Raw genomic sequence first — 22,618 nt, forward strand, 5'->3', positions numbered from 1 at the left:
CACGCGAATGAGCTCTACGCCCCTCGACAAGATCCGCAATTTCTCGATCGTGGCCCACATCGACCACGGCAAGTCGACCCTGTCCGACCGCCTGATTCAGACCACGGGCGGCCTGACCGCGCGTGAGATGAGCGCCCAGGTTCTCGACAACATGGACATCGAGAAGGAGCGCGGCATCACCATCAAGGCGCAGACCGTGCGCCTGAACTACAAGGCCAATGACGGCGAGACCTATGTCCTGAACCTGATGGACACACCCGGGCACGTCGACTTCGCCTACGAGGTGTCGCGCTCGCTGGCCGCCTGCGAAGGCTCGATCCTGGTCGTCGACGCCTCGCAGGGCGTGGAAGCCCAGACCCTGGCCAATGTCTACCAGGCCATCGACAACAACCACGAGATCGTCCCGGTCCTCAACAAGGTCGACCTGCCGGCCGCCGACGTCGAGCGGGTCAAGGCCCAGATCGAGGACGTCATCGGCCTGGACGCCTCGGACGCCGTCGAATGCTCGGCCAAGACCGGCATCGGCATCCCCGACGTGCTGGAAGCCATCGTCAAGCGCCTGCCCTCGCCCAAGGGCGACCCGAACGCGCCGCTGAAGGCGCTGCTGGTCGACGCCTGGTACGACGCCTATCTGGGCGTGGTCGTGCTGGTGCGGATCTTCGACGGCACGCTGAAGGCCGGCCAGCAGGTCCGCATGATGCAGACCGGCGCCACCCACCGCATCGACAAGGTCGGGGTGTTCACGCCCAAGGCCACCGACGTCTCGGTGCTGGGCCCGGGCGAGGTCGGCTTCTTCACCGCCTCGATCAAGGAAGTGGCCGACGCCGCCGTCGGCGACACCATCACCGACGAGAAGAAGCAGACGGCCGAAGCCCTGAAGGGCTTCAAGGAAGTCGTGCCGGTGGTGTTCTGCGGCCTATTCCCGGTCGACGCCGCCGACTTCGAGGACCTGCGCGCCGCCGTCGGCAAGCTGCGCCTCAACGACGCCAGCTTCACCTATGAGATGGAATCGAGCGCCGCCCTGGGCTTCGGCTTCCGCTGCGGCTTCCTCGGCCTGCTGCACCTGGAGATCATCCAGGAGCGCCTGAGCCGCGAGTTCGACCTCGACCTGATCGCGACCGCCCCGTCGGTGGTCTACAAGATCAAGATGCGCGACGGCGAGCAGATCGACCTGCACAATCCGGCCGACATGCCGGACGTCATGCAGATCGAGGAGATCGCCGAGCCCTGGATCAAGGCGACGATCTTCACCCCGGACGAGTTCCTGGGCGGCGTCATCAAGCTCTGCCAGGACCGCCGCGGCGTGCAGCGCGAACTGTCCTACGTCGGCAGCCGCGCCATGGTCGTCTATGACCTGCCGCTGAACGAGGTGGTGTTCGACTTCTACGACCGCCTGAAGTCGATCTCGAAGGGCTATGCCAGCTTCGACTACGCACTGGAGGACTATCGCGCCGGCGACCTGGTGAAGATGTCGATCCTGGTCAACGCCGAGCCGGTCGACGCCCTGTCGATGCTGGTCCACCGCAGCCGCGCCGAGAGCCGCGGCCGGGGCATGTGCGAGAAGATGAAGGACCTCATCCCGCAGCACATGTTCGTCATCCCGATCCAGGCGGCCATCGGCGGCCGGATCATCGCCCGCGAAACTGTGAGAGCTTTGCGAAAGGACGTAACGGCGAAGTGCTACGGCGGCGACGCCAGCCGGAAGCGCAAGCTTCTGGACAAGCAGAAGGAAGGCAAGAAGCGGATGCGCCAGTTCGGCAAGGTCGAGATCCCGCAGGAAGCCTTCATCGCCGCCCTCAAGATGGACGAGGATTGATCGGCGGGGCTTTCGCCCCTCCCCTGTGTAAAACCAGATCCGACGACCGCGGCCATCCCTGGATGAGCCGCGGTTTTCGTTTCGGTCAAGACTTGCGGGCGACCAGGATCGTCAGGGCGGCGTCGCCGGCGCCGGAGATCTGCACCACATGGTCGCCGGGCGTCAGGTCGAAGCTGACGATCTTGCGGACGCTCGAGCAGGCCGGCCCGTGGCCGTGGCCCACCGAACGCAGCGCCGCGCCGTCCTTCAGCACGTCGATCCAGGCGGCCGAGCCCAGGGCCACGGCGTAGACGCCGGCCGTTTCGACCCGCAGGTAGAACAGCCCGCCCCAGCTGGCGACGTCGCCCGCCTTTTCTGGCGAGCTGGGATAGGCCACGTCCGGCGTCGGCGACAGGGCCGCGGCATAGGCCTGGCCGGGGACGAGCGCCGCTTTGGACAAGCCCGCAGTCGAGGTCGCCGCCGCAAGCGGGGCCCGGGCCGACCAGGCGGCCAGTTCTGGCGGCAGGCTGGCCTCGGCGCCGGCGCCGGCGCAGGCAGGCGCGGCCGGGGTCGGCGTGGCCTGGGCGAACGCGGCCGGCCCGGTCAGGGCCAGACCGGCCGCCAGCAGCGGCGCGGCGAAAGAAGCGAACCGGGGAAGCATGGCGATCTCCGTTATGCAGCCCCAATACATAACGAGTCGCGCCGGCGCATCCGACCATTTTTCAGCAGCGCACCCGGCGGCGGCGGTGCTAGGTATCGCGGCGATTGCAGGAGGACCGCATGCTCAAGATCCTCGGCCGCACCTCGTCGCTGAACGTGCGCAAGGTGCTGTGGACTTGCGACGAGCTGGGCCTGGCCTATGAGCGCGAGGACTGGGGGGCGGGCTACGCCTCGACGAAGGATCCGGCCTTCCTGGCGCTCAATCCCAACGCCCTGGTGCCGGTGATCCTCGACGAGCACGGGCCACTGTGGGAATCCAACACCATCTGCCGCTACCTGGCCTCGCGCCACGATATCGGCCAGGCCTTGCTGCCCAATGAGCCCCGCGCCCGGGCCGGGGTCGAGCAGTGGATGGACTGGCAGGCGACCGAGCTCAACACCGCCTGGCGCTACGCCTTCGCCGGCCTCGTGCGCCGTATGCCGGGCTTCGACGATCCCGAGCAGATCGCCGCCAGCGTCCGCGCCTGGAACGCCGCCATGACGGTGCTGGAGCGCCAGCTCGACCGCACCGGCGCCTTCGCGGCCGGCGAGGCCTTCACCCTGGCCGACATCGTGCTGGGCGTTTCCGTCCACCGCTGGGCCGCCTCCCCCATCGACCGCGACATGCTGCCGGCGGTCGCAGCCTACTATGTGCGCCTGCGCGGTCGCGCCGCCTTCGGGCCGTGGGCGCTGGACGAGGTTCCCTGAGGCCCCTCGCCTCGGCGCCGCTTCCAGCAGACGGGACGCGGGGCGCCTGGGCGTGCTAAAGCGCCCGGATGACCGACGAGATTAACGACGCTCCGCCGAACGAAACCCCGATGCAGCGCGCCCTGCGCCTGAAGAAGGCCGCCCAGGGCCGCCATGGCCATGGCGCCAAGGCCTCCAGCGGCAAGGTCGATCGGGCCGACGCCGCCGCCCCGACCGGCAAGTCCCGCCCCTGGATGACGCGCTAGGGTCCAGATTCCATGACCATCCGCCTCGAACGCCCCGAAGACATCGCCGCCATCGGCGCGGTGACCACGGCCGCGTTCGAGGGCCGCCCCTACAGCAGCCAGACCGAGGCCCTGATCGTCGACGCCCTGCGCGCGGCCGGGGCCCTGTCGCTGTCGTTGGTGGCCCAGGCGGACGACGGCGAGATCGTCGGCCATATCGCCTTCTCGCCGGTCGACATCGCGATCTCGGCCGGCGACTGGTACGGCCTGGGCCCCGTCTCGGTGGCGCCCGGCCGCCAGAAGGAAGGCCACGGCCAGGCCCTGATCCGCGAGGGACTGGAGCGACTGCAGGCCATGGGCGCGGCTGGCTGCGTGCTGCTGGGCTCTCCGCTCTACTATGCCCGTTTCGGCTTCGAGACCGACGAGGCCCTGACCTACGGCGGCGAAGCCTCGCCCTACCTGCAGCGCCTGGTCTTCAAGGGCCGCCCGCCGCGCGGGTCGGTGACCTATCACATGGCGTTCGGGGCTTAGGGCCCTCCCCTACTTCCCCACGAACCACGCCTTCAGCCGCTCAACCTCCGCCGGGCTGACCGGGATCACCGCCCCGTGCTTGGGGCTCTGGAAGTTGGTCGCCTTCATCGGCGAGCCCGGGTCGTTGAAACGGCCCAGGTTCCTGTAGTGAACGAAGTCGGTGGTCTCCGAGAAGCCCATGTTGTTCGGCTTGGCTCCGAACACGTCGTACATCAAGACATAGGCGCCACTCCCCGCCCGCCGCCACAGGGTCGGGGCCTCGGCGGCGACGGCTTCGGGATCGATCTTGCCGGGCTCATAGACATAGCCGCCGGTCAGGCTCTTCGACGTCGCGTGGCGGATGCCGGCGGGCTTGTCGTAGCCCACCGCGAACAGATGGTAGGTGTCGCCGACCTTGGTGATGTCGCCGTCGATCAGGCTCTGGGCCGGGTCGGGATGGGCCAGCAGCGGCTTGGGCTGGGTGGTCAGGGTGGTGAAGGCCTCATCGGCATAGGCGTAGGCCAGAGAGTTGCGGCCCGCGCCGACCCGGGTCGTGAAATAGACCATCATCGCCTTGCGCTCGGGATCGTAGATCGTCTCGGGCGCCCAGGCGCAGCCGATGTCGCCCAGCTGCGGAAACAGCTTGTCGACCCGCACGATGGCGTGGGTCCAGTGAACCAGGTCGTACGACTTCATCAGGATCAGGGCTCGGTTGTTGCCCCAGCCGTAGTCCTTTTCCGGCCGCTCCCACGGATCGGCGCGCAGGCCCTTCTGCTTGGCGTAGATGTGCAGGTCGGTCAGGGCCAGGTAGAAGGCGCCGTCGGGGCCGCGCACGATATGCGGATCGCGCACGCCCTTCTGCTCGGCCACGCCCTCGCCGCGCAGCACCGGCTCGCCATTGTTGACGTCGGTGAAGACGTAGCCGTCGGGCGAGGTGGCGAAGTGGACCGAGTGGGTCTCGTCCTTGAAATAGACCATCAGATAGGCGGTCTGGGCCGAGGCGGGCGGAATGGCCTTGCGGGCGGAGGGCTTGAGGCTGGAGACGATCTCGACCTGCTTGCCCGTGGGAGCGGCCAAGGCAGGCGTCGTGCCCAGCAACGCCAGCGCCAGGGCCGATGCGCAGATGCCGAGCGAGCGCCGGCGCCAGGCGTTGAAGCCCATCGGTAGTCCTCCCCTGACGCGTGGGCTTTCCCACCGCGGGGCCATTTGTCTGACTTATTCCCGGAAGCGCAAGCGCCGACGTTGTGGGCGTGCTCGCGGGGCGCTAGCTAGAGAACCGCATTTTGCAGGAGTCGGCTTTGCGCCTCACCCTTTCGCTCGCCGTGCTGCTGGTCATGACCGGCTGCACGACCATCACCTACAACTGCAATGTCCCGGGCAGCTGTCCGGGCGTGCAGAAGGCGGGGCTGTCGGCGACGCTGATCAACAAGCCTGAGGCCCGGCCGTAAAGCCGGCCTAGACCATCCCCACCGTCTTCAGACGGGCGCGGGGGTGGATCTCGTTCTGGCTCATCACCACGGTCTGGCCGCGGAAGCGCTCGATGATCGAGCGCACGTAGGGCCGGATGGCCGGGCTGGTCAGCAGCACCGGCGACTCGCCCTGCAGGGCGGCGCGCTCGAAGGTGTCGCGGACGCCGCGGATGAACTCCTGCAGGCGCGAGGGGGCCAGGGCCAGCTGCTTGTCCTCGCCGGGGCCGATCAAGGCTTCGGCGAAGGCCTGCTCCCAGTCGCCCGACAGGGTGATGATCGGCAGGGCGCCGTCGTCGCCGCGATTGACCCAGCACAGCTGGCGGGCCAGGCGGGCGCGGACCTGCTCGACCAGCTGGGTGACCGAGCTGGTGTGCGGGGCGGCCTCGCCGATGCCTTCCAGGATCTGCGGCAGGTCGCGGATCGACACGCGCTCCTTCAGCAGGGCCTGCAGCACGCGCTGGATCGTGGCGGCGTTGACCACCGACGGGATCATGTCGTCGACCAGCTTCTTCTGGTTCTCCGGCAGCTCCTTCAGCAGCTTCTGCACCTCGGCGTAGGAGAGCAGGTCGGCCATGTTCTCCTTGAGGATCTCGGTCAGGTGCGTGGTCAGCACGGTGGCCGGATCGACGACGGTGTAGCCGCGGAAGGTGGCTTCCTCGCGCAGGTCGTCCGAAACCCAGGTGGCCGGCAGGCCGAAGGCGGGCTCGCGCACGTGCTCGCCCGGCAGCTCCACCTGGCCGCCGCGCGGGTCCATGGCCATCAGGTGGCCCAGGCGCACTTCGCCCAGGCCCGCTTCCATCTCCTTGATGCGGATGGCGTAGCCCTGGTTGGCCAGGCGCATGTTGTCGAGAATGCGCACGGGCGGCATGACGAAGCCGAACTCGGTGGCCAGGGTCTTGCGCAGGGCGCGGATCTGGTCGGTCAGGCGGCGGCCTTCCAGGTCGTTGATCAGGGTCAGCAGGCCGTAGCCCAGCTCGATCTTGACGTCGTCGATGGCCAGGGCCGCGCTGATCGGCTCTTCCTCGGGCTCGGACGGCGCGTCGGCGGCGGCCTGGGCCGCCGCCGCGGCCGCCTCCTTGGCCGGGGCCAGCTTTGCCGCCTGGGCCCTCCGATAGGCCAGATAGCCAGCGCCGACCGCCAGGCCGGCGAAGGGCAGGATCGGCATGCCGGGGATCAGGGCGATGACGCCCGACGAGGCCGAGACCATGCCCAGGGCGACCGGGTTCATGGCCAGCTGGGTGGTCAGGGCCTTGTCGGCGCTGCCTTCGACGCCGGCCTTGGAGACCACCAGACCGGCGGCGATCGAGATGATCAGGGCCGGGATCTGGCTGACCAGGCCGTCGCCGATGGTCATCAGGGTGTAGGTCGAGGCCGCCTCGCCGATCGGCACCTTGTGCTGCACGACGCCGATCAGGATGCCGCCGACGATGTTGATGCCGGTGATGATCAGGCCGGCGACGGCGTCGCCCTTCACGAACTTGCTGGCGCCGTCCATGGCGCCGAAGAAGGTGCTTTCCTGCTCCAGCTCCTTGCGGCGGAGCTTGGCGCCTTCCTGGTCGATCAGGCCGGTCGACAGGTCGGCGTCGATGGCCATCTGCTTGCCGGGCATGGCGTCCAGGGTGAAGCGGGCCGCGACTTCAGCGATCCGGCCCGAACCCTTGGTGACGACCATGAAGTTCACCACCACCAGGATGATGAAGACGATGACGCCGATGACGAAGTTGCCCTGCATCATCAGGTTGCCGAAGGCGGCGATGACCGCGCCGGCCCCGTGGCCGCCCTCGTGACCATTGCCCAGGATCAGGCGGGTCGAGGCGATGTTGAGGCCCAGGCGATACAGGGTCGCGACCAGCAGGACGGTCGGGAACGAGGTGAATTCCAGCGGCTTCTTGATCAGCACCGCCGTCATCAGGATCAGCACCGAGCCGGTCAGCGACACGGCCAGCAGGATGTCCAGCAGGAACGGCGGGACCGGCAGGATCAGCAGGACGATGATGCCGACGACGCCGACGGCCAGGCCCATCTCGCCGCGCAGAATGCCTTCCCACAGCGACTTGGCGCTGGGCAGGGAGGTTCCGGCCTTGGGGGCGGCGGCGTCAGCCATGGAGAGCCTTATCGCAGTCTATGGGGTCGAACCGTCCCGCTTGAAGCGATTTGGGGCGGCTCGCCATCTCCTTAATCCAAATTAGCCATGTTCGGCGCCGGACCGATCGTCGCGGGCGCCGAACGGCGTTACGCACTTAAGGTTTAGGCGGCGGCGCCCACGCCACCCTGCGGCGGCGGGACGCTGACGCCAGCGTCGCCGTATTCCTTGAGCTTGTTGCGCAGGGTGCGGATCGAGATGCCCAGGATGTTGGCCGCGTGGGTGCGGTTGCCTAGGCAGTGCTCCAGGGTGTCGATGATCAGGGTCTGCTCCATCTCGGCGACCGTCTGGCCGACGAAATTGCGCGTCGCCGCCGAGGCCACGGCCTCGGCCGCCGCCATCGAGGCGCCGCGGGCCACGGCCGCATCCGGCGCGGGGGCCAGGGGCTGGCCGTCCGGCAGGCGGATAGCGAATTCCTCGATCTCCGGGCCGGTCGACAGCAGCACCGCGCGGTGCATGGCGTTTTCCAGCTCGCGGACGTTACCCGGCCAGCGGTGGGCGATCAGGCGGCGCTTGGCCTCGGCCGAGATCGACTTCAGGTCGATGCCGTTGGCGGCCGAGTACTTCTTCACGAAGTGCTCGCACAGATTCAGGATGTCGCCCGGGCGCTCGCGCAGGGGCGGCAGGGCCAGGTTCACGACGTTCAGGCGGTAGAGCAGGTCTTCGCGGAACACGCCTTCCTTGACCGCATCGACGAGGTTGCGGTTGCTGGTGGCGAGGATGCGGATGTCGACCTTGACCGGCTTGGTGCCGCCGACGCGGTCGATCTCGCGCTCCTGGATGGCGCGCAGCAGCTTGGCCTGCAGGCGCACGTCCATTTCGCTGATTTCGTCCAGCAGCAGGGTGCCGCCGTTGGCTTCCTCGAACTTGCCGATGCGGCGCGCCAGGGCGCCGGTGAAGGCCCCCTTCTCGTGGCCGAACAGCTCGCTTTCCAGCAGGTTCTCGGGGATGGCGGCGCAGTTGACGCTGATGAACGGCGCCTTGGCCCGACGCGACTTGGCGTGGACGTGGCGGGCCATCACTTCCTTACCCGAGCCGCTTTCGCCGGTGATCAGGATCGAGGCGTCGGACGGCGCGACCTGGTCGGCCAGCTTGATCACCTGCTCCATGTTCGGGTCGCGGGCGATCATCGGGCGGTTGTCGTCGGTCACCGCGGCCAGGACGGCGGCGATCAGCTCTGCGTCCGGCGGCAGCGGGATGAATTCCTTGGCCCCGGCCTTGATGGCGGCGGCGGCGCGCATCGGGTCGGCGTCGACGCCGCAGGCCACGACCGGCACCCGGATGCGCTCGCTCTCGTTGGCTAGGATCAGGCCGGCGATGTCGAGGCCGTAGTCGACCATCATCAGGTCGGCGCCCTGCCCCGCCCGCAGCGCGTTGGTCGCCTGCTCCGTGGTCTCGACGTGCGAGACCTTGGCCCCCGCGTTCATCGCCATCTTCACGGCGACCGAGAGCTGACCGTTCAGTTTACCAACGACCAAGAGGCGCATTGTCTTGTCTCCGGGCGGCCCTTCCGGACCGATCTTCTACTGCTTCGCCCTGTTTTCGAAGGGCGCGGACTACGAGGGACTTCGAAACCGGGGCTTAGCCCGCGGCGTCGCCGTCCTTGATGATTTCCGTCATGGTCACCCCCAGGCGCTCGTCGACGACGACGACCTCGCCCCGGGCGACCAAGCGGTTGTTGACGTAGATGTCGATCGCCTCGCCGACCTTGCGGTCGAGCTCGAGGATCGAGCCGGCCTGCAGCTGCAGCAGCTGCGCCACCGACATGTTGGAGCGGCCGAGCACGGCCGAGATGTTGACGGGAACGTCGAACACCGGGGCCAGGTCGGAAGCGATCTTGTCGCTCAGCTCGACCGGGATCTCCGAGGCCAGCATGCCGCCGTTGAAGTCGTTCAGGGTGAGGTCGTCGGACATGGCGGTCAGCCTTCGCTAGGAAGCAGGGGTTCGGCATGGAGCCCTTCGGCCGCGATGGCGGCTTCCAGGGCCTGGGCGACGCGTTGCGCCGCCTCGTCCGGATTGAATTCCGCCCGGCCGTCGCCCCAGTCGAGGACGAAGGCGGCGGGCGGCTGGGCCGGATCGGCCCGGGCGACGATCGCGCCTGGGAAGCCGACGGCGTGGGCGGTCTGTTCCAGGGCGGCCTGGGTGCGCTCGACCAGATGCGGCGCGACCCGGACCGAAAGCTTGGGCGAGGCCTCGACCTCGCGGGCCAGGGCCAGCAACGCCGCCGAAGCCGGGGCCTCGGGGAACTGGTCCAGGGCCGCGTCGGCGATCTTGTTGGCGCAGGCCAGGGCCAGGCGCGCCGAGCTTTCGCGGTGCTCGTGGGCGACGGCGGCCAGGGTCGACATCGCGCCGTGCACGGCATGGGCGATGGCGTTCATGGCCTGGGCGGCTTCCTGCTCGGCGCGGGCCACGGCCGAACGCTCGCCCTGGGCGAAGGCCTCGGCCTTGGCTTCCTCGAGCTCTTCCGGCGTGAAGCTCTTCTTCACCTTGGGAGCCTCGTAGGCCACCCCGCCACGGTCGTCGAAGACCGTGTCGAAGGCGAAGCGCTGATAGTGGGTTCCGTTGGTCATCGCGCGCGCCTCAGTAAATCAGTTCGTCGTCGGTGCCGGAGCCGACCAGCATGATCTCGCCCTTGGCGGCGAGGTCCTTGGCGATCTGCACCATGGCGACCTGGGCCTGGTCGACGTCCTTCAGACGCACCGGGCCCATGCTTTCCATGTCTTCGCGCATGATCTTCGAGGCGCGTTCGGACATGTTGGAGAAGAACATCTCGCGCAGCTTGTCCGAGGCGCCCTTCAGCGCCAGGCCCAGTTGCTCCTTGCCGGTGGCGCGCAGCAGGGTCTGCACGCCGCCCGGATCCAGCTTCGACAGATCCTCGAACACGAACATCAGGGCCCGGATGCGCTCGGCCGCCTCGCGGTTGCGCTCTTCCAGGGCCGCGATGAAGCGGGCTTCGGTCTGGCGATCGAAGTTGTTGAAGATCTCGGCCATCATCTCGTGGCTGTCGCGCTTGGAGGTGCGCGCCAGGTTCGACATGAACTCGATCCGCAGGGTCTGCTCGATCTTGTCGAGGATCTCGCGCTGCACGGGCTCCATGCGCAGCATGCGGGTGACGCACTCCAGCGCGAAGTCTTCCGGCAGGCAGGCCAGGACGCGGGCGGCGTGGTCACTCTTCACCTTCGACAGCACGACGGCGACGGTCTGCGGATATTCGTTCTTCAGGTAGTTGGCGAGCACGGCCTCGTTCACGTTGCCGAGCTTGTCCCACATGGTGCGACCCGCCGGACCGCGGATCTCCTCCATCAGGGCGTCGACCTTCTCGGGCGGCATGAACGACTGCAGCAGGCGCTGCGTCTGCTCGTACGAGCCCATGATCGCGCCGGTCGAGCTCATGCCCGAAACGAACTCGACCAGCAGTTCTTCAACCACCGACGACGAGACCGTGCCCAGGCTGGCCATGGCCTGGGAGACTTCCTTGATCTCCTCGTCGTCCAGAGCTTCCCAGATCCTGGTGTGCTCTTCGCCCAGGGCGAGCAGGACGATGGCGGCCTTTTCGGGCCCGGCCAGCTTGGAGATGTCGTTGACGGCGGCTTTCATTCCGTCACTCCGACTCGTGCAGCCAGTTGCGCAGGATCGCGACCGACTCTTCAGGGTGGCGCTCGACGAACTCCGAGACGCGCTTGATCGAGGACGCCTTAACCTGGCCTTCGATCTTGGCGATGTCGATACGCTGGTCGATGTCCGAGGTCGGGCCGGCGATGGCGATCGGCTCGCCCGACTGGTCGATCACGACCTGCTGGGTGCTGCCGTCCGACAGGGTGACCATGCGCGTCACCTGGCCCTCGTGGCCCAGGGCCATCTGGATCGGATGCGAACCGCCGGGCTGGCTCAGGCTCTTCAGGAACGGACGGACCGCGAACAGCAGGATCAGCAGGGCGACGATCGCCAGCACGCCGATCTCGGCCACGCGCATCAGGTCGTTCTTGTCGAAGCCCGACATCAGGCCCGGCTCGGTCAGGCCCTGGTCCTCGGCGGTCGGGAAGCGGATGTTGGTCACCTTGACCTGGTCGCCGCGGGCGGCGTCGTAGCCGATGGCGGTCTTCACCAGCTCTTCGATCTGCTGGATTTCCTCGGCGGTGCGCGGGGTGTAGGCGCCCGACTTGCCGTCCTTGCCCGGAGCGGCGGTGGCGCCGTCCACGGCAACGGCCACGGCGACCTTCTTCATGGCGCCCGGCTCGGTGACCTCGGTGCGGACCGACTCGGAAATCTCGTAGTTGGTCGTGGTCTCGTTGCCGCCCGAGCTGGAGCCGACCGGCTGGCCGGCGCCGGCCTGGCCGCCGGGGATGTTCTGGGTGGCGGTGACGCCGCTGTTGTCTTCGTTCTTGGTCTCGGAGCTGTTGTTGGCGCTCGTGCTTTCCGAGCGAACGACCTGGCCGTCCGGATCGAACTTCTTTTCCTGGGTGGTGACGCGGTTCAGGTCGAGGTCGGCGGTGACCGTGACGCGGGCCTTGCCCGGACCCAGGACGCCATCCAGCATGTCCTTGACGCTCTTGGCGATGCGGGCTTCGGCTTCCGACTTGCGGTCCTGGGCCAGCTTGCCGGCCAGGCTCTCGTCGCCGCCGGCCGACAGGGTCTTGCCGCGCTCGTCGATCACGTTGACGCGCTCGCCCTTCATGCCCGGGACCGAGCCGGCGATCAGGTTCTGGACGGCGGCGACCATCTCGGAGGACGGTTCGCGGCCGGCGGTGCCAATGGTGACGGCGGCCGAGGGTTGCTCGGCGTCTTCCTCGAACAGCTGACGCTTGGGCAGCACCAGGTGGACGCGGACGTCGCGGACGCCCTGCCAGCCGCGGATGGTGCGCTCCAGCTCGCCCTGCAGGGCGCGCTGGCGGTTCAGCTGCTGGACGAAGTCGGTCTGGCCGATGGCGTTGGAATTGTCGAAGATCTCGTAGCCGATCGAGCCCGAGGTCACGAGACCCTTGCCCGAAACCAGCAGGCGGGCCGAATTGACCTTGTCGCGGGCGACCATGATGGTCGAGCCGTCGCCCTTGGTCTCGTACTTGATGCCGGCCTGGTCCAGCGCCTGAGTGACCGACGAGGCTTCCTTGAGGTCGAGGTTGGAATAGAGCAGCTCGCTCGGCTGCTTGCCCAGCATCATGACGACCGCGGCCAGCACGGCGATCGAGCCGACGGCGACGCCCGCCAGGGCGGCCAGCCGGCCAACGCCGAACCTCTGAATCGCGCTCAGGAATTTATCCACTGGGCCTGTCCCTCAAACCGCGTCCTAACGGGGCGCAAACGAGACAGACCGGAGCCCGCCGTCGCTAGGCAGGATTTACCCAGTCGATGGTTAACGCGGACTTTAGATTTGGGGCCGGACGAAGTTGGCGAAGGCGCCAAATGGTCGCGGCCGCGCCCTTGGGGGCGCGGCCGCTGGCCAGACCGTTCGGGCGCTTTCGGAGCATAACTCCTCGCGCCCGCTTAGTTCTGCACGCGTTACCGGTACTGCTGGAGCCGAGTGGTCCGCAGTCCCGCCAGGCCGTGGCGATCGATCGACTGCTGCCAGCTGAGGAACTCGTCGTTCGTCAACTTGTAGCGATCGCACGCCTCGTCGAGCGAGAGGAGACCACCGCGAACGGCGGCCACCACCTCGGCCTTGCGCCGGATCACCCAACGCTGGGTTTCCGGGGGCGGTAGATCCGACAGGGTAAGAGGCGCACCGGTCGGACCGATGACGTACTTTTCACCCCGGCTGTTCGTGCGCTGCTGCTGCAACATGGCTTTACGCCTTTCCCACAACCATCACTGTTGACGAGGAATATAGGCGCCGGGAAATAACAGCGGCTTAATTCCAATAGTAAAGAAAGACCTAAACATGGGACTTTCTCCTGCCATCAGAGTGTCTCGATGTGAAACACCCTGATTAAGACCAGTTAATACCTATGATCAGCGCTTAATGCTCAGAAGTTCTTCCAGCATCTGATCAGCGGTGGTGATGATTTTCGACGAGGCCGAGTACGCACGCTGCGTAGTGATCAGCCCGGTGAATTCAGTCGACAGGTCGACGGTCGAAGCTTCCAGCGTCGACGGAGCCAGAGAACCGGCGCCGCCAGAGCCCGGGGTCTTCAGGCTATAGGTGCCGCTTTCGTTGGTGACGCGATAAGCGTTGCCGTTGACGCCCTTCAGGCCGTTCGGATTCGAGAAGGTGGCGACGGCGACCTGGGCGATGCGGCGGGTGACGCCGTTGTCGAAGATGGCCGAGACGTAGCCATCCTCGTCGACCTCGATGTTGGTCAGGTTGCCGAACGCCGTACCGTTGGTGTTCACCGACTGCACGACCGACTGGCTGTTGTACTGGGTCAGGCCGCCGGCGGCGTTGGCCAGGTCGATCTGCACCGACTGGCTGTCGATGCCGAGGCTGTCGGCCCAGCGGGGGCCGCCGCCGGTGGCGGTCGGATCCGAGGCCGCGACGGTGATCGAGGTCGGATCGGTGCCGCCGAACAGGTTGCCGACCGAAGACAGCTTGCCGTCGGTGGTGAAGGTGATCTTGCCCGAGCTGATCAGACCGTTGGCGTTGTTGTCCAGGTCGCCCGGCTTGGCGCGCAGTTCGGCGTACCACTCGTTCGGGCCGGGGCCCTTGAGCAGCGACAGGGTGACATTGCGCTGGCCGCCCTTGGAGTCCGAGATCGGAACCTGGATCTCGAAGTCCGGCTTCACGCCGGTGGTGCTGTCGAGCGCGTAGTCCGACATCGAGTTGCTGGTCGGGTCATAGACGCCGCCGGCCGCCACTTCGGTCTTGGTGTTGACGCCCAGCGAGGCGAAGGAAACCGTCGTGCCGCCGCCGATGCCGATGGCCGCCGACGGGGTCGTCGTGCCGCTCGGGGTGTAGGTGGTCAGGGCGCCGGTGGTCGGGTCGTAGGCGGCCGTGCCGGTCGAGACCAGGTTCGTGCCTTCGTACAGCTTGACGTCATAGGTGTCGCCCGCGCCCGTCGGGGAATAGGCGACCGTGTAGTTGTGCGAGGCGCCGGCGCTGTCGGTCACAGTCTTGACGCCCGTGGTGAAGCTGGCCGAGGCCGAGACCGGCTGTTCCGACCGCAGGTTGGCGTTGACGCCGACGCGGGTGGTCTTCTCGGCGGTGCCGCCGACGCTGCCGACGTTGATCGACGACAGCTGGGTCAGGTCCGACGGGTCGGGCGTGATGGAGCCGGTGACCGGATCGGCCAGCCAGCCCTGCAGGTACAGGCCGGCGTCGTTCTTCAGATAGCCCAGGTTGTCCAGCTGGAACGAACCGGCGCGGGTGAACGAGCGGGTGTCGGTGGCGGTCAGGCCTTCCGGCTTCTCGGTGGCGACGAAGAAGCCCGAACCCGAGATCGACAGATCGAGGTTCGAGGTCGTCGACTGGGTCAGGCCCTGCTGGCTGATGAACTGGTGCGTCAGCGCCTTGACGCCGCCGGCGCTGTAGGTGCTGTTCTTGCTCTGCGAGGTGACCAGGGTCGAGAAGTTGGCCGACGACCGCTTGTAGCCGACGGTGTTGACGTTGGCGATGTTGTCCGAGATCGCGGCCAGGGCCGACGAGTTGGCGACCAGGCCGGAGACGCCGGCGAGCATGGCGCTGTTGATGGACATGACTGAATTCCTGCTCGTGAAGAGTTGTTGGCGAGGGGTTCAGCGCTGTTTGCGTTTGGGTCCGGAGGGCCGCTCGGGCTGGGGGACCGCGTCGGCGTCTTTCTAACGCCCGGTTCATTCGGTGGAGGCCGGCGGGGCCTAGCTGGTGGTGGTCGTGGTCGCCGGCGGGTTGGTGACGCCGATCACCGACGAGATCGGGACCTTGACGCCGTTGATGGTGACCATGTTCTGGCCGCTCTCGTTGGTCACCGCGGTCACGATGCCTTCGATCCGGCCCTTGGAGCTGGTGGTGATGTTGGCCCCGTCCGCGTTGATGGCGGTGATCTTCAGGGTGTATTCGCCCCCCTCGGCCTGGGCGGTGCCGTTGTCGGCCTTGCCGTCCCAGGAGAAGGTGTGGTCGCCCTTGGACATGTCGTCCGGGTACTTGGTGGCGATGGTCTCGCCGTACTTGTCGAGGACCTCGATCTTCACCGAGGTGCCGGCCTGGGCCTGGGTGTAGCTCCAGTCGGCCTTGCCGTTCTTGATGGTGGCCTTGGTGGTCTCGGCGGTGGCCAGCTTGTCCATCATGTTGAGGGCGTTGGTCAGGCCGCCGTCGTTCATGCCGACCAGGGCCGCCAGCAGGTCGTTGGTGACCAGCTGCTGCTCGACGCCGGTCATCTGCACGATCTGGCCGGTGAACTCGTTGGAATCCATCGGCGACAACGGATCCTGGTTCTTCATCTGCGTGGTCAGCAGCTTCAGGAACGTCTCCTCGCTGCTGGCGAGTTGGTTCCTGGAGTTGTTGATCTTGTCGAGCACCGAAGTGCTGCTGGACGTCGCGGTCGTCGTGGCCATGACGCTTGCTCCTAGATTTTGACGTCGACGCCGCTGGCTTCCGCGAGGCGGTAGCCAGGGATCAGCGACGAAGCCGAAACGGTGGGGATGTCCTCGACGGCGGCGCCCGCGAAGGCGCGACCGGCGAAGGCGCGGCGGCCGTTCTCGCCGCCCTGGAAGTCGAAGAAGGCGTTCTGCTGCTGGCTCTGGCCGCCGTTGCCGCCCTGGCTCGACACGTCGAACTTCAGGGCGTTGTCGGCGACGTCGAAGCCGGCCTGGCTCAGGGCCTGGCGCAGTTCGCTGGCGCGGTTGCGCAGGTCGTTGGCGGCCTGCGGATTGTCGAAGGCCAGGGTCGCGGTCAGCTTGCCCTCGGCGCCGATGCGCACCTGCACGTCGACCTTGCCCAGGCCTTCCGGCGTCAGGACGATGTCGAAGCGGGTCGACTTGGCGTCGAGCTTCTTGCTGATCTCGGCCGACAGGGCCGCGACGGTCTCGGGCGAGCCGCGGACCAGGGTCTCGGCCGGCGCCTGGGCGGTCGAGGCGGCCTGGGCCTGCAGGGTCGGAGTGAAGGTCGCCTCGGCCTTGACGGCCGGAGCGTCGGTCGGAACGGCGTCGGCGGCCATCTGGGCGAAGGCTTCGTCGCCCTTGTCGCCGCCGCTGTTGGTGGCGGCGTCGTTGGCGGCCTGGTCGGCGGCCACGGCCTGCGGCGTGACCACGGCCTCGCCCTTGGCGGCGACCTCGGTCTTGGCGGCCTGCGGAGCGACGGGCGCGGCCTCGGCCGGCTTGGCGGCCTGGGCCTGGACCTGCGTGGCCGCGGCGGGAACTTCGGTGGCGGCCACGGCTTCCGGCGCGACCGGAGCGGCCTCGTCGCCGGCGGTCTGCACGCCGGTCAGGCTGACGATCTCGTCGCCGAGGCCAGCGTCGGTCGGCTGGGCGGCGACGTCGGCGGCCTTGGCCTTGTCGGTGGAGGCGGTCTGGGCGGAGGCCAGCTTGGCAAGCTTGGTCAGGTCGGCCGCGACCGGCGCGTCCGCGGCCTGCGGCAGGGCCTCGAGGGCCGAAAGATCGGCGGCCGCGGTCGCCGCGGCGTCGGCCTGGGCCGTAGCTTGAGCCGCAGCCTGTGCGGTCGAGGCGGCGGCCTCGCCCGTCAGGTCGGCGGTCAGGTCGGCGGCGGCGCCCACGGCCTGGGCCGCGGCGGCGAGCGGGGCGGCGCCGGCCAGCTTGGCGGCGTCGGAAACGATGTCGGCGGCGTCGCCCACCAGGTCGGCGGCCTTGCTCACCAGACCCGCGGCCGAACCGGCCTCGGTGGAGGCGACGGCGTCTTCGGCCTTGGCCGGAGCAACCGGTTGATCCTGTTGGACGGACATGGCCGCGACGATGGCGGCGCCGGCCTGGGCGGCGGCGTCCTTGTCCGACACGGACGCGTCGTCCTTGTCGGCGGCTTTATCGGCGACAGAGGCGGTGGCGTCGGTCTTGTCCGAGACCTTGGCGTCGGCGTCGTCCGAAGAGTTGGCGTCGGCCTTGGCGACGGTCTTGGCCTGAGCCTTGCCCGAAGCGGCCGGGCGAGCGGCCGGCTGGTCCTGCGTCGTCTCTTCATTGGCCGCCAGCAGCGCGCCGAAAGCGTCGCCCGAAGCGTCGGTCGACGCGAAGGCGCCGCCCTGGGCGGGCGTCGGAAGCGGAAGGGAGGCGGCGATCGCGGTCATGCGGGTCGGTACGCTCAGGCTGGATGACGGCTCGAACGGAGCACGCCTTGATCCGCCGTCCTCTGAGCAATCACCGGGCCAACCCGGAAAATTCGTTCAAATTATTGATTTAAAACGTTTTAATCTCTGATTTACCCTTTTATTTCGACCCCTTGCGGCGCTTTTTGCCGAGCGGAAACGGAAAGAATGACCCGTCGTTTGCCGCGTCGGCGCGTCGCAGCCGGTCTGGGAGCGGGGTTGGCGCCATCCTTGCGCTCACCTTTTCGTCGTCCGCACGGCGCATGGAACCCAACGCCTTGTATTTCAACGGTTTGCACATCGGTAACGAGACGCTCTCGCACGGCGCCCGGCAAGTTTCGCCGGGCAAGGTCGCGTCGCGTGGTTCGTGCTTTGCCGGGCGGACAGGAGACTTCTGATGTCCCTCAACACCATCCTGAACACCGCGACTTCGGGGATGATGGCCGCCCAGACGGGCATGCGCGTCGTCTCCGACAACATCGCCAACGTCAATACGGCCGGCTACGTCCGCAAGACGGTCAGCCAGTCCAACCTCGTGTCGAACGGCATGGGCGTTGGCGTCAATATCGACGCGATCAAGCGCGCGACCGACCGCTTCCTGCAGTCGGCCAGCCTGAACGCCGCGTCGGATTCGGGCCGGGCCAGCGCGCTGTCCAGCGCACTCGACAACGCCCAGAAGCTGTTCGGCGACCCCAGCGCGACGACCAACTTCTTCTCGATGCTGGACGACGTCTATTCGTCGTTCTCGCAAGCCGCCGACGAGCCGTCCTCGTCGCTGCTGCGCTCGCAGGCGATCACCAAGGTCGACGACTTCCTCAGCGAATCCAGCCGCATCACCGCGGGCCTGTCGAACCTGGGCAAGGACGCCGACACCAAGCTCTCGGCTGACGTCGACCGCGTCAACGTGCTGCTCAAGCAGATCGACGAGCTCAACAGCGACATCACCCGCGCCAAGACCACCGGCACCGACGCGACCGGTTCGGAGAACATCCAGGGCGGCCTGATCGACGAGCTGTCGGGCCTGATGAACGTGCAGGTCAGCCAGCGCGCCAACGGCGGCGTGCTGATCCGCTCGACCGAGGGCCTCAGCCTGGCAGGCGACGGCGCGGCCACCGTCAAGTACGAGCAGTCGCCCACCGCCAACGGCTACCTGACCGTCACCCTGCCCAACAGCGGCGGCCAGCCCAGCCCGCTCTATATCAGCAGCGGAGAGATGAAGGGCCTGCTGGAACTGCGCAACACCGAGCTGCCGGCCCTGTCCGACCAGCTGGGCGAGTTCGTCACCCGCGCCACCGAGGAACTGAACCGCGCCTCCAACGCCAATTCGTCGGTCCCCGCCCCCACCAGCATGACGGGCCGCAACACCGGCCTGGACGCGACGACGGCCTTCTCGGGCTTCACCGGCAAGACCACCATCGCCCTGACCGACTCCAGCGGCGTCATCCAGCGCCGCATCGACGTCGACTTCACCGCCGGCTCGATGACCGTGGACGGCGCCGCCGGCCCGGCCTTCACGCCCGGCAACTTCCTGACCCAGCTGAACAGCGCCCTGGGGACCGACGGCCAGGCGACCTTCTCGAACGGGACGCTCAGCCTGTCGGCCAACGGCGGCCTGGGCGTGGCCATCGCCGACGACGCCACCACGCCGTCCACCAAGGCCGGCAAGGGCTTCAGCCAGTTCTTCGGCATGAACGACATCGTCCGCTCGACCGGCTACTCGCCGTACGAGACGGGCATGACCACGACCTCGCAGCACGGCTTCACCCCGGGCGACACCATCACCCTGCGCCTGACCGACATCGAAGGCGGCCGCATCCGCGACGTGAAGGTGACCGTGCCGACCGGCGGCACGATGCAGGACCTGCTGACCTCGCTGAACTCGCGCAGCGACGGCGCTGGCCAGTACGGAACCTTCTCGCTCGACTCCAAGGGCGCGCTGAACTTCAGCTCTAACAACGCCGCCCCGGTGACCCTGTCGGTGGTCGAGGACAAGACCCAGCGCGGCGTCGGCGGTCCGTCGGTCAGCCAACTGTTCGGCCTGGGCCCGTCGGAGCGCAGCACGCGCGCCTCGAGCTACACGGTCGATGCGACCCTCGACCAGAACCCCAACCGCCTGGCCTTCGCCAAGCTGGACCTGAACGCCACGGCCGGGACCTCGGCCCTGGCGGTCGGCGACGCCCGCGGGGCTCTGGCCCTGGCCAAGGCCGGCGACAGCACGGTGACCTTCTCGGCCGCCGGCGGCGTCGGCGCGGCGACCAGCACCATCCTGCGCTACGGCGCCGATTTCTCCGGCTCGATCGCCCGCAAGGCGGCCGCCGCCGAGTCCAAGAAGGACGCCACCGCTTCGGTCCAGACCGAGGTCGATACCCAGCGCCAGTCGCAGGAGGGGGTCAACCTCGACGAGGAACTCATCAATCTGACGACGTACCAGCAGGCGTTCAACGCCTCGGCCCGCCTGATCCAGGCGACCAAGGACATGTACGACGTCCTGACGAACATCATCTGAGGCCCGCCATGACCCGTGTCTCCACCTCCGGCAACTACGGCGTGATGACGTCGAACCTGATGCTGGCCCAAGTCCGCCAGAACCAGCTCGGCGAGCAGGTCTCCAGCCAGAAGATCGCCAGCGACCTGAAGGGCTACGCCAAGAACGCCGAAATGCTGACGGCGATGAAGAGCGCCCAGGCCAAGATCGACGGCTTCCTCGACCAGACCAAGCTCGTCTCCAATCGCCTGGAGATGCAGGACATGGGCATCGAGCGGATCGCCGGCTCGGCCACCGGCGCCCGCGAGGCGATCGCCAACGCCCTGGCCGCCGGCAACGCCACCACCCTGATGCAGCAGCTGAACAACGCCTTCGGCGATGCGGTCCAGGGGCTCAACACCAAGTCCAACGGCCAGTACGTCTTCTCGGGCGCCAGGAACGACACCGCCACGACCACGGCCACCACCATGGCCGACCTGACCTCGGCCCCGAGCACGGCCTCGCTGTTCCAGAACGACCAGTACATCGTCAGCAACCGCATCGACGAGTCGACGACGGTCAGCACCGGCGTGCTGGGCGACAAGCTGGGCACGGGCCTGTTCGACGCCTTCAAGCAGATCCAGACCTATGTCGACGCCAACGGCCCCTTCACCGGCAACCTGACCGAGGCCCAGACCACCTTCCTGAAGGGCGTGCTGCCGGCCTTCGACACCGCCCAGAAGGACCTGACCACGGCCCAGGGCAAGAACGGCCTCAACCAGAAGCGCTTCGAGGACGCCCAGGTGTCGCTGCAGGACCAGTCCGACAGCCTGACGGTGATGATCGGCGGCGTCGTCGACGTCGACATGGCCGAGGCGGTCACCCGCCTGGAGGCCGCCCAGCTGGCGGTCCAGGCCTCGGCCCAGGTGTTCTCGTCGCTGCAAGCCTCGTCGCTGCTCAACGTTCTGAAGTAACTGCGACGCTGGTCGCCCTCGCAAAGTCGGGCTTCAGGGCCTAAATAGCCGCGATGGACGCCGACCTCGCCCGTTTCGACCCCGCCCACGCCCCCCTAGCCGAGGGCGACGCCCTGATCGCGCGCGCCGCCCAGGCCGTGAAGCAGGCCGTTGGCCTGCCGGAGGGAACGCGGATCGTCGCGGCGATGTCGGGCGGCGTCGATTCCACCGTCACCGCCGCCCTGCTGGCTCGCGCCGGCTACGACGTGGTGGGCGTCACCCTGCAGCTCTACGACCACGGCGCGGCGATCTCCAAGAAGGGCGCCTGCTGCGCCGGCCAGGACATCATGGACGCCCGCATGGCGGCCGAGCGCATCGGCATCCCGCACTACGTCCTCGACTACGAGAGCCGCTTCAAGGAGCAGGTCATCGAGGAGTTCGCCGACGCCTATCTGCGCGGCGAGACGCCGATCCCCTGCGTGCGCTGCAACCAGACCGTCAAGTTCCGCGACCTGCTGGACGTGGCCCGCGACCTCGGCGCCGAAGCCATGGCCACCGGCCACTACGTGCAGCGCGGCTTTGCCGGCGGCGGCAACCGCCCGCAGCTGCGCCGCGCCGCCGATCCGGCCAAGGACCAGTCCTATTTCCTGTTCGCCACGACGCGCGAGCAGCTCGACTTCTTGCGCTTCCCGCTGGGCGGCTTTTCCAAGCCCGAGGTGCGCGCCGTCGCCGCCGCGCTCGGCCTGTCGGTGGCCGACAAGCCCGACAGCCAGGACATCTGCTTCGTGCCCGAGGGCAAGTACACCACGGTGATCGACCGCATCCGCCCGCAGGGCGCGGAGGCTGGCGACATCGTGCATCTGGACGGCCGCGTGCTGGGCCGCCACGAGGGCGTCACCCGCTACACCATCGGCCAGCGCCGAGGCCTGAACGTCGCCGTCGGCGATCCGCTGTTCGTGGTCCGCATCGACGCGGGCAAGCGCCACGTGGTGGTGGGCCCGCGCGAAGCGCTGCTGACCAAGTCGCTGACCCTGAAGGAAGACAACTGGCTGGGCGGCGAGGACGACCTGATCGAGGCCGCCAAGGCCCACGCCCCGGTCCTGGCCCGCGTCCGCTCGACCCGCGAACCGGTGGCCGGCCGCCTGTCGCTGGAAGACGGCGGCGTGCGGCTGGTGTTCGACGGCCTGGAAGAAGGCGTCGCCCCCGGCCAGGCCTGCGTGCTCTACGACCCCGCCGATCCCGAACGCGTGCTCGGCGGCGGGTTCATCGCCACAACGCAGCGAGTGATGGACTAGGCCCGGAGAAACCTCCCCCTATGGGGGAGGCGGCCGAAGGCCGGTGGGGGGACGTTTTCAGCTTCCGAAGCGACGGCCGAGTTCGCAGCCACTCCCCCCTCCGATCGCTGCGCGATCGCCTCCCCCACGGGGGGAGGTTCGCTGCAAACGAAAACGCCGCGAAAGCTGGAGAGCTTTCGCGGCGTTTTTCATCGGAGATGG

Annotated in this window: 20 protein-coding genes; 8 read left to right on the top strand and 12 right to left on the bottom strand. The window is 67.9% G+C overall.

Annotated features, from left to right (window positions below):
• Positions 1 to 7: 7 nt before the first annotated feature.
• On the top strand, positions 8 to 1,816 hold the full coding sequence (gene lepA / locus I4Q42_RS10010) for a translation elongation factor 4 (protein ID WP_198575916.1): 1,809 nt from the start codon (positions 8 to 10) through the stop codon (positions 1,814 to 1,816).
• An 85-nt stretch (positions 1,817 to 1,901) separates the two neighbouring features.
• Here lepA and I4Q42_RS10015 read toward each other — a convergent pair whose 3' ends face one another.
• Positions 1,902 to 2,456, bottom strand: a complete 555-nt coding sequence (locus I4Q42_RS10015) for a homogentisate 1,2-dioxygenase (RefSeq protein WP_198575917.1) — start codon at positions 2,454 to 2,456, stop codon at positions 1,902 to 1,904.
• A 119-nt stretch (positions 2,457 to 2,575) separates the two neighbouring features.
• Between I4Q42_RS10015 and I4Q42_RS10020 the strand changes: the two genes are divergently transcribed.
• From I4Q42_RS10020 to I4Q42_RS10030, 3 genes are all read left to right on the top strand, one after another.
• Positions 2,576 to 3,202, top strand: coding sequence for a glutathione S-transferase family protein (locus I4Q42_RS10020; RefSeq protein ID WP_198575918.1), 627 nt, complete (start codon positions 2,576 to 2,578; stop codon positions 3,200 to 3,202).
• A 68-nt stretch (positions 3,203 to 3,270) separates the two neighbouring features.
• Positions 3,271 to 3,447, top strand: coding sequence for a hypothetical protein (locus I4Q42_RS10025; protein ID WP_198575919.1), 177 nt, complete (start codon positions 3,271 to 3,273; stop codon positions 3,445 to 3,447).
• A 12-nt stretch (positions 3,448 to 3,459) separates the two neighbouring features.
• Positions 3,460 to 3,957 (top strand): GNAT family N-acetyltransferase, encoded by a 498-nt coding sequence (locus I4Q42_RS10030; RefSeq protein WP_198575920.1) that lies wholly within the window; start codon positions 3,460 to 3,462, stop codon positions 3,955 to 3,957.
• A 9-nt stretch (positions 3,958 to 3,966) separates the two neighbouring features.
• Here the strand turns inward: I4Q42_RS10030 and I4Q42_RS10035 are convergent, their stop codons facing one another.
• The gene (locus I4Q42_RS10035) at positions 3,967 to 5,097 is read right to left on the bottom strand and encodes a glycoside hydrolase family 43 protein (protein WP_198575921.1); all 1,131 of its coding nucleotides are present in this window, start codon (positions 5,095 to 5,097) and stop codon (positions 3,967 to 3,969) included.
• 137 nt (positions 5,098 to 5,234) lie between these two features.
• Between I4Q42_RS10035 and I4Q42_RS10040 the strand changes: the two genes are divergently transcribed.
• On the top strand, positions 5,235 to 5,384 hold the full coding sequence (locus I4Q42_RS10040; RefSeq protein WP_198575922.1) for a hypothetical protein: 150 nt from the start codon (positions 5,235 to 5,237) through the stop codon (positions 5,382 to 5,384).
• A gap of 7 nt (positions 5,385 to 5,391) precedes the next feature.
• Here I4Q42_RS10040 and flhA read toward each other — a convergent pair whose 3' ends face one another.
• The 10 genes from flhA to I4Q42_RS25965 form a co-directional block, all read right to left on the bottom strand.
• Positions 5,392 to 7,509 (bottom strand): flagellar biosynthesis protein FlhA, encoded by a 2,118-nt coding sequence (flhA, locus tag I4Q42_RS10045; protein WP_198575923.1) that lies wholly within the window; start codon positions 7,507 to 7,509, stop codon positions 5,392 to 5,394.
• A gap of 143 nt (positions 7,510 to 7,652) precedes the next feature.
• Positions 7,653 to 9,035 (bottom strand): sigma-54-dependent transcriptional regulator FlbD, encoded by a 1,383-nt coding sequence (gene flbD, locus I4Q42_RS10050; protein ID WP_198575924.1) that lies wholly within the window; start codon positions 9,033 to 9,035, stop codon positions 7,653 to 7,655.
• 94 nt (positions 9,036 to 9,129) lie between these two features.
• Entirely contained in the window at positions 9,130 to 9,462 is a 333-nt protein-coding gene (gene fliN, locus I4Q42_RS10055; protein ID WP_058346608.1) for a flagellar motor switch protein FliN, read from the bottom strand.
• A 5-nt stretch (positions 9,463 to 9,467) separates the two neighbouring features.
• A complete protein-coding gene (locus I4Q42_RS10060) occupies positions 9,468 to 10,118 on the bottom strand; it encodes a FliH/SctL family protein (protein ID WP_198575925.1) in 651 nt (216 codons plus the stop codon).
• A 10-nt stretch (positions 10,119 to 10,128) separates the two neighbouring features.
• A complete protein-coding gene (fliG, locus tag I4Q42_RS10065; RefSeq protein WP_198575926.1) occupies positions 10,129 to 11,145 on the bottom strand; it encodes a flagellar motor switch protein FliG in 1,017 nt (338 codons plus the stop codon).
• A gap of 4 nt (positions 11,146 to 11,149) precedes the next feature.
• The gene (gene fliF / locus I4Q42_RS10070) at positions 11,150 to 12,808 is read right to left on the bottom strand and encodes a flagellar basal-body MS-ring/collar protein FliF (RefSeq protein WP_198575927.1); all 1,659 of its coding nucleotides are present in this window, start codon (positions 12,806 to 12,808) and stop codon (positions 11,150 to 11,152) included.
• A gap of 236 nt (positions 12,809 to 13,044) precedes the next feature.
• Positions 13,045 to 13,326: a CtrA inhibitor SciP gene (gene sciP / locus I4Q42_RS10075; RefSeq protein ID WP_198575928.1), complete on the bottom strand. Its 282-nt coding sequence runs from the start codon at positions 13,324 to 13,326 to the stop codon at positions 13,045 to 13,047.
• A 168-nt stretch (positions 13,327 to 13,494) separates the two neighbouring features.
• Complete coding sequence (gene flgE, locus I4Q42_RS10080; protein ID WP_198575929.1) at positions 13,495 to 15,174, bottom strand: flagellar hook protein FlgE; 1,680 nt, start codon at positions 15,172 to 15,174, stop codon at positions 13,495 to 13,497.
• A 138-nt stretch (positions 15,175 to 15,312) separates the two neighbouring features.
• Complete coding sequence (locus I4Q42_RS10085) at positions 15,313 to 16,008, bottom strand: flagellar hook assembly protein FlgD (RefSeq protein ID WP_198575930.1); 696 nt, start codon at positions 16,006 to 16,008, stop codon at positions 15,313 to 15,315.
• Positions 16,009 to 16,019: 11 nt separating this feature from the next.
• On the bottom strand, positions 16,020 to 17,687 hold the full coding sequence (locus I4Q42_RS25965) for a flagellar hook-length control protein FliK (RefSeq protein WP_232793003.1): 1,668 nt from the start codon (positions 17,685 to 17,687) through the stop codon (positions 16,020 to 16,022).
• Between the two features lie 415 nt (positions 17,688 to 18,102).
• On the opposite strand from I4Q42_RS25965, the gene flgK reads away from it, so the two are divergent.
• From flgK to mnmA, 3 genes are read left to right on the top strand one after another with little or no spacing between them, the layout of a single operon-like run.
• A complete protein-coding gene (gene flgK / locus I4Q42_RS10095; RefSeq protein ID WP_198575931.1) occupies positions 18,103 to 20,211 on the top strand; it encodes a flagellar hook-associated protein FlgK in 2,109 nt (702 codons plus the stop codon).
• A gap of 8 nt (positions 20,212 to 20,219) precedes the next feature.
• The gene (locus tag I4Q42_RS10100) at positions 20,220 to 21,143 is read left to right on the top strand and encodes a flagellin (RefSeq protein ID WP_198575932.1); all 924 of its coding nucleotides are present in this window, start codon (positions 20,220 to 20,222) and stop codon (positions 21,141 to 21,143) included.
• A gap of 53 nt (positions 21,144 to 21,196) precedes the next feature.
• On the top strand, positions 21,197 to 22,417 hold the full coding sequence (gene mnmA / locus I4Q42_RS10105) for a tRNA 2-thiouridine(34) synthase MnmA (RefSeq protein WP_198575933.1): 1,221 nt from the start codon (positions 21,197 to 21,199) through the stop codon (positions 22,415 to 22,417).
• The last annotated feature ends 201 nt before the right edge of the window (positions 22,418 to 22,618 follow it).

It is taken from the genome of Caulobacter hibisci (assembly GCF_016135805.1).
GTDB classification, from domain to species: Bacteria; Pseudomonadota; Alphaproteobacteria; order Caulobacterales; family Caulobacteraceae; genus Caulobacter; species Caulobacter hibisci.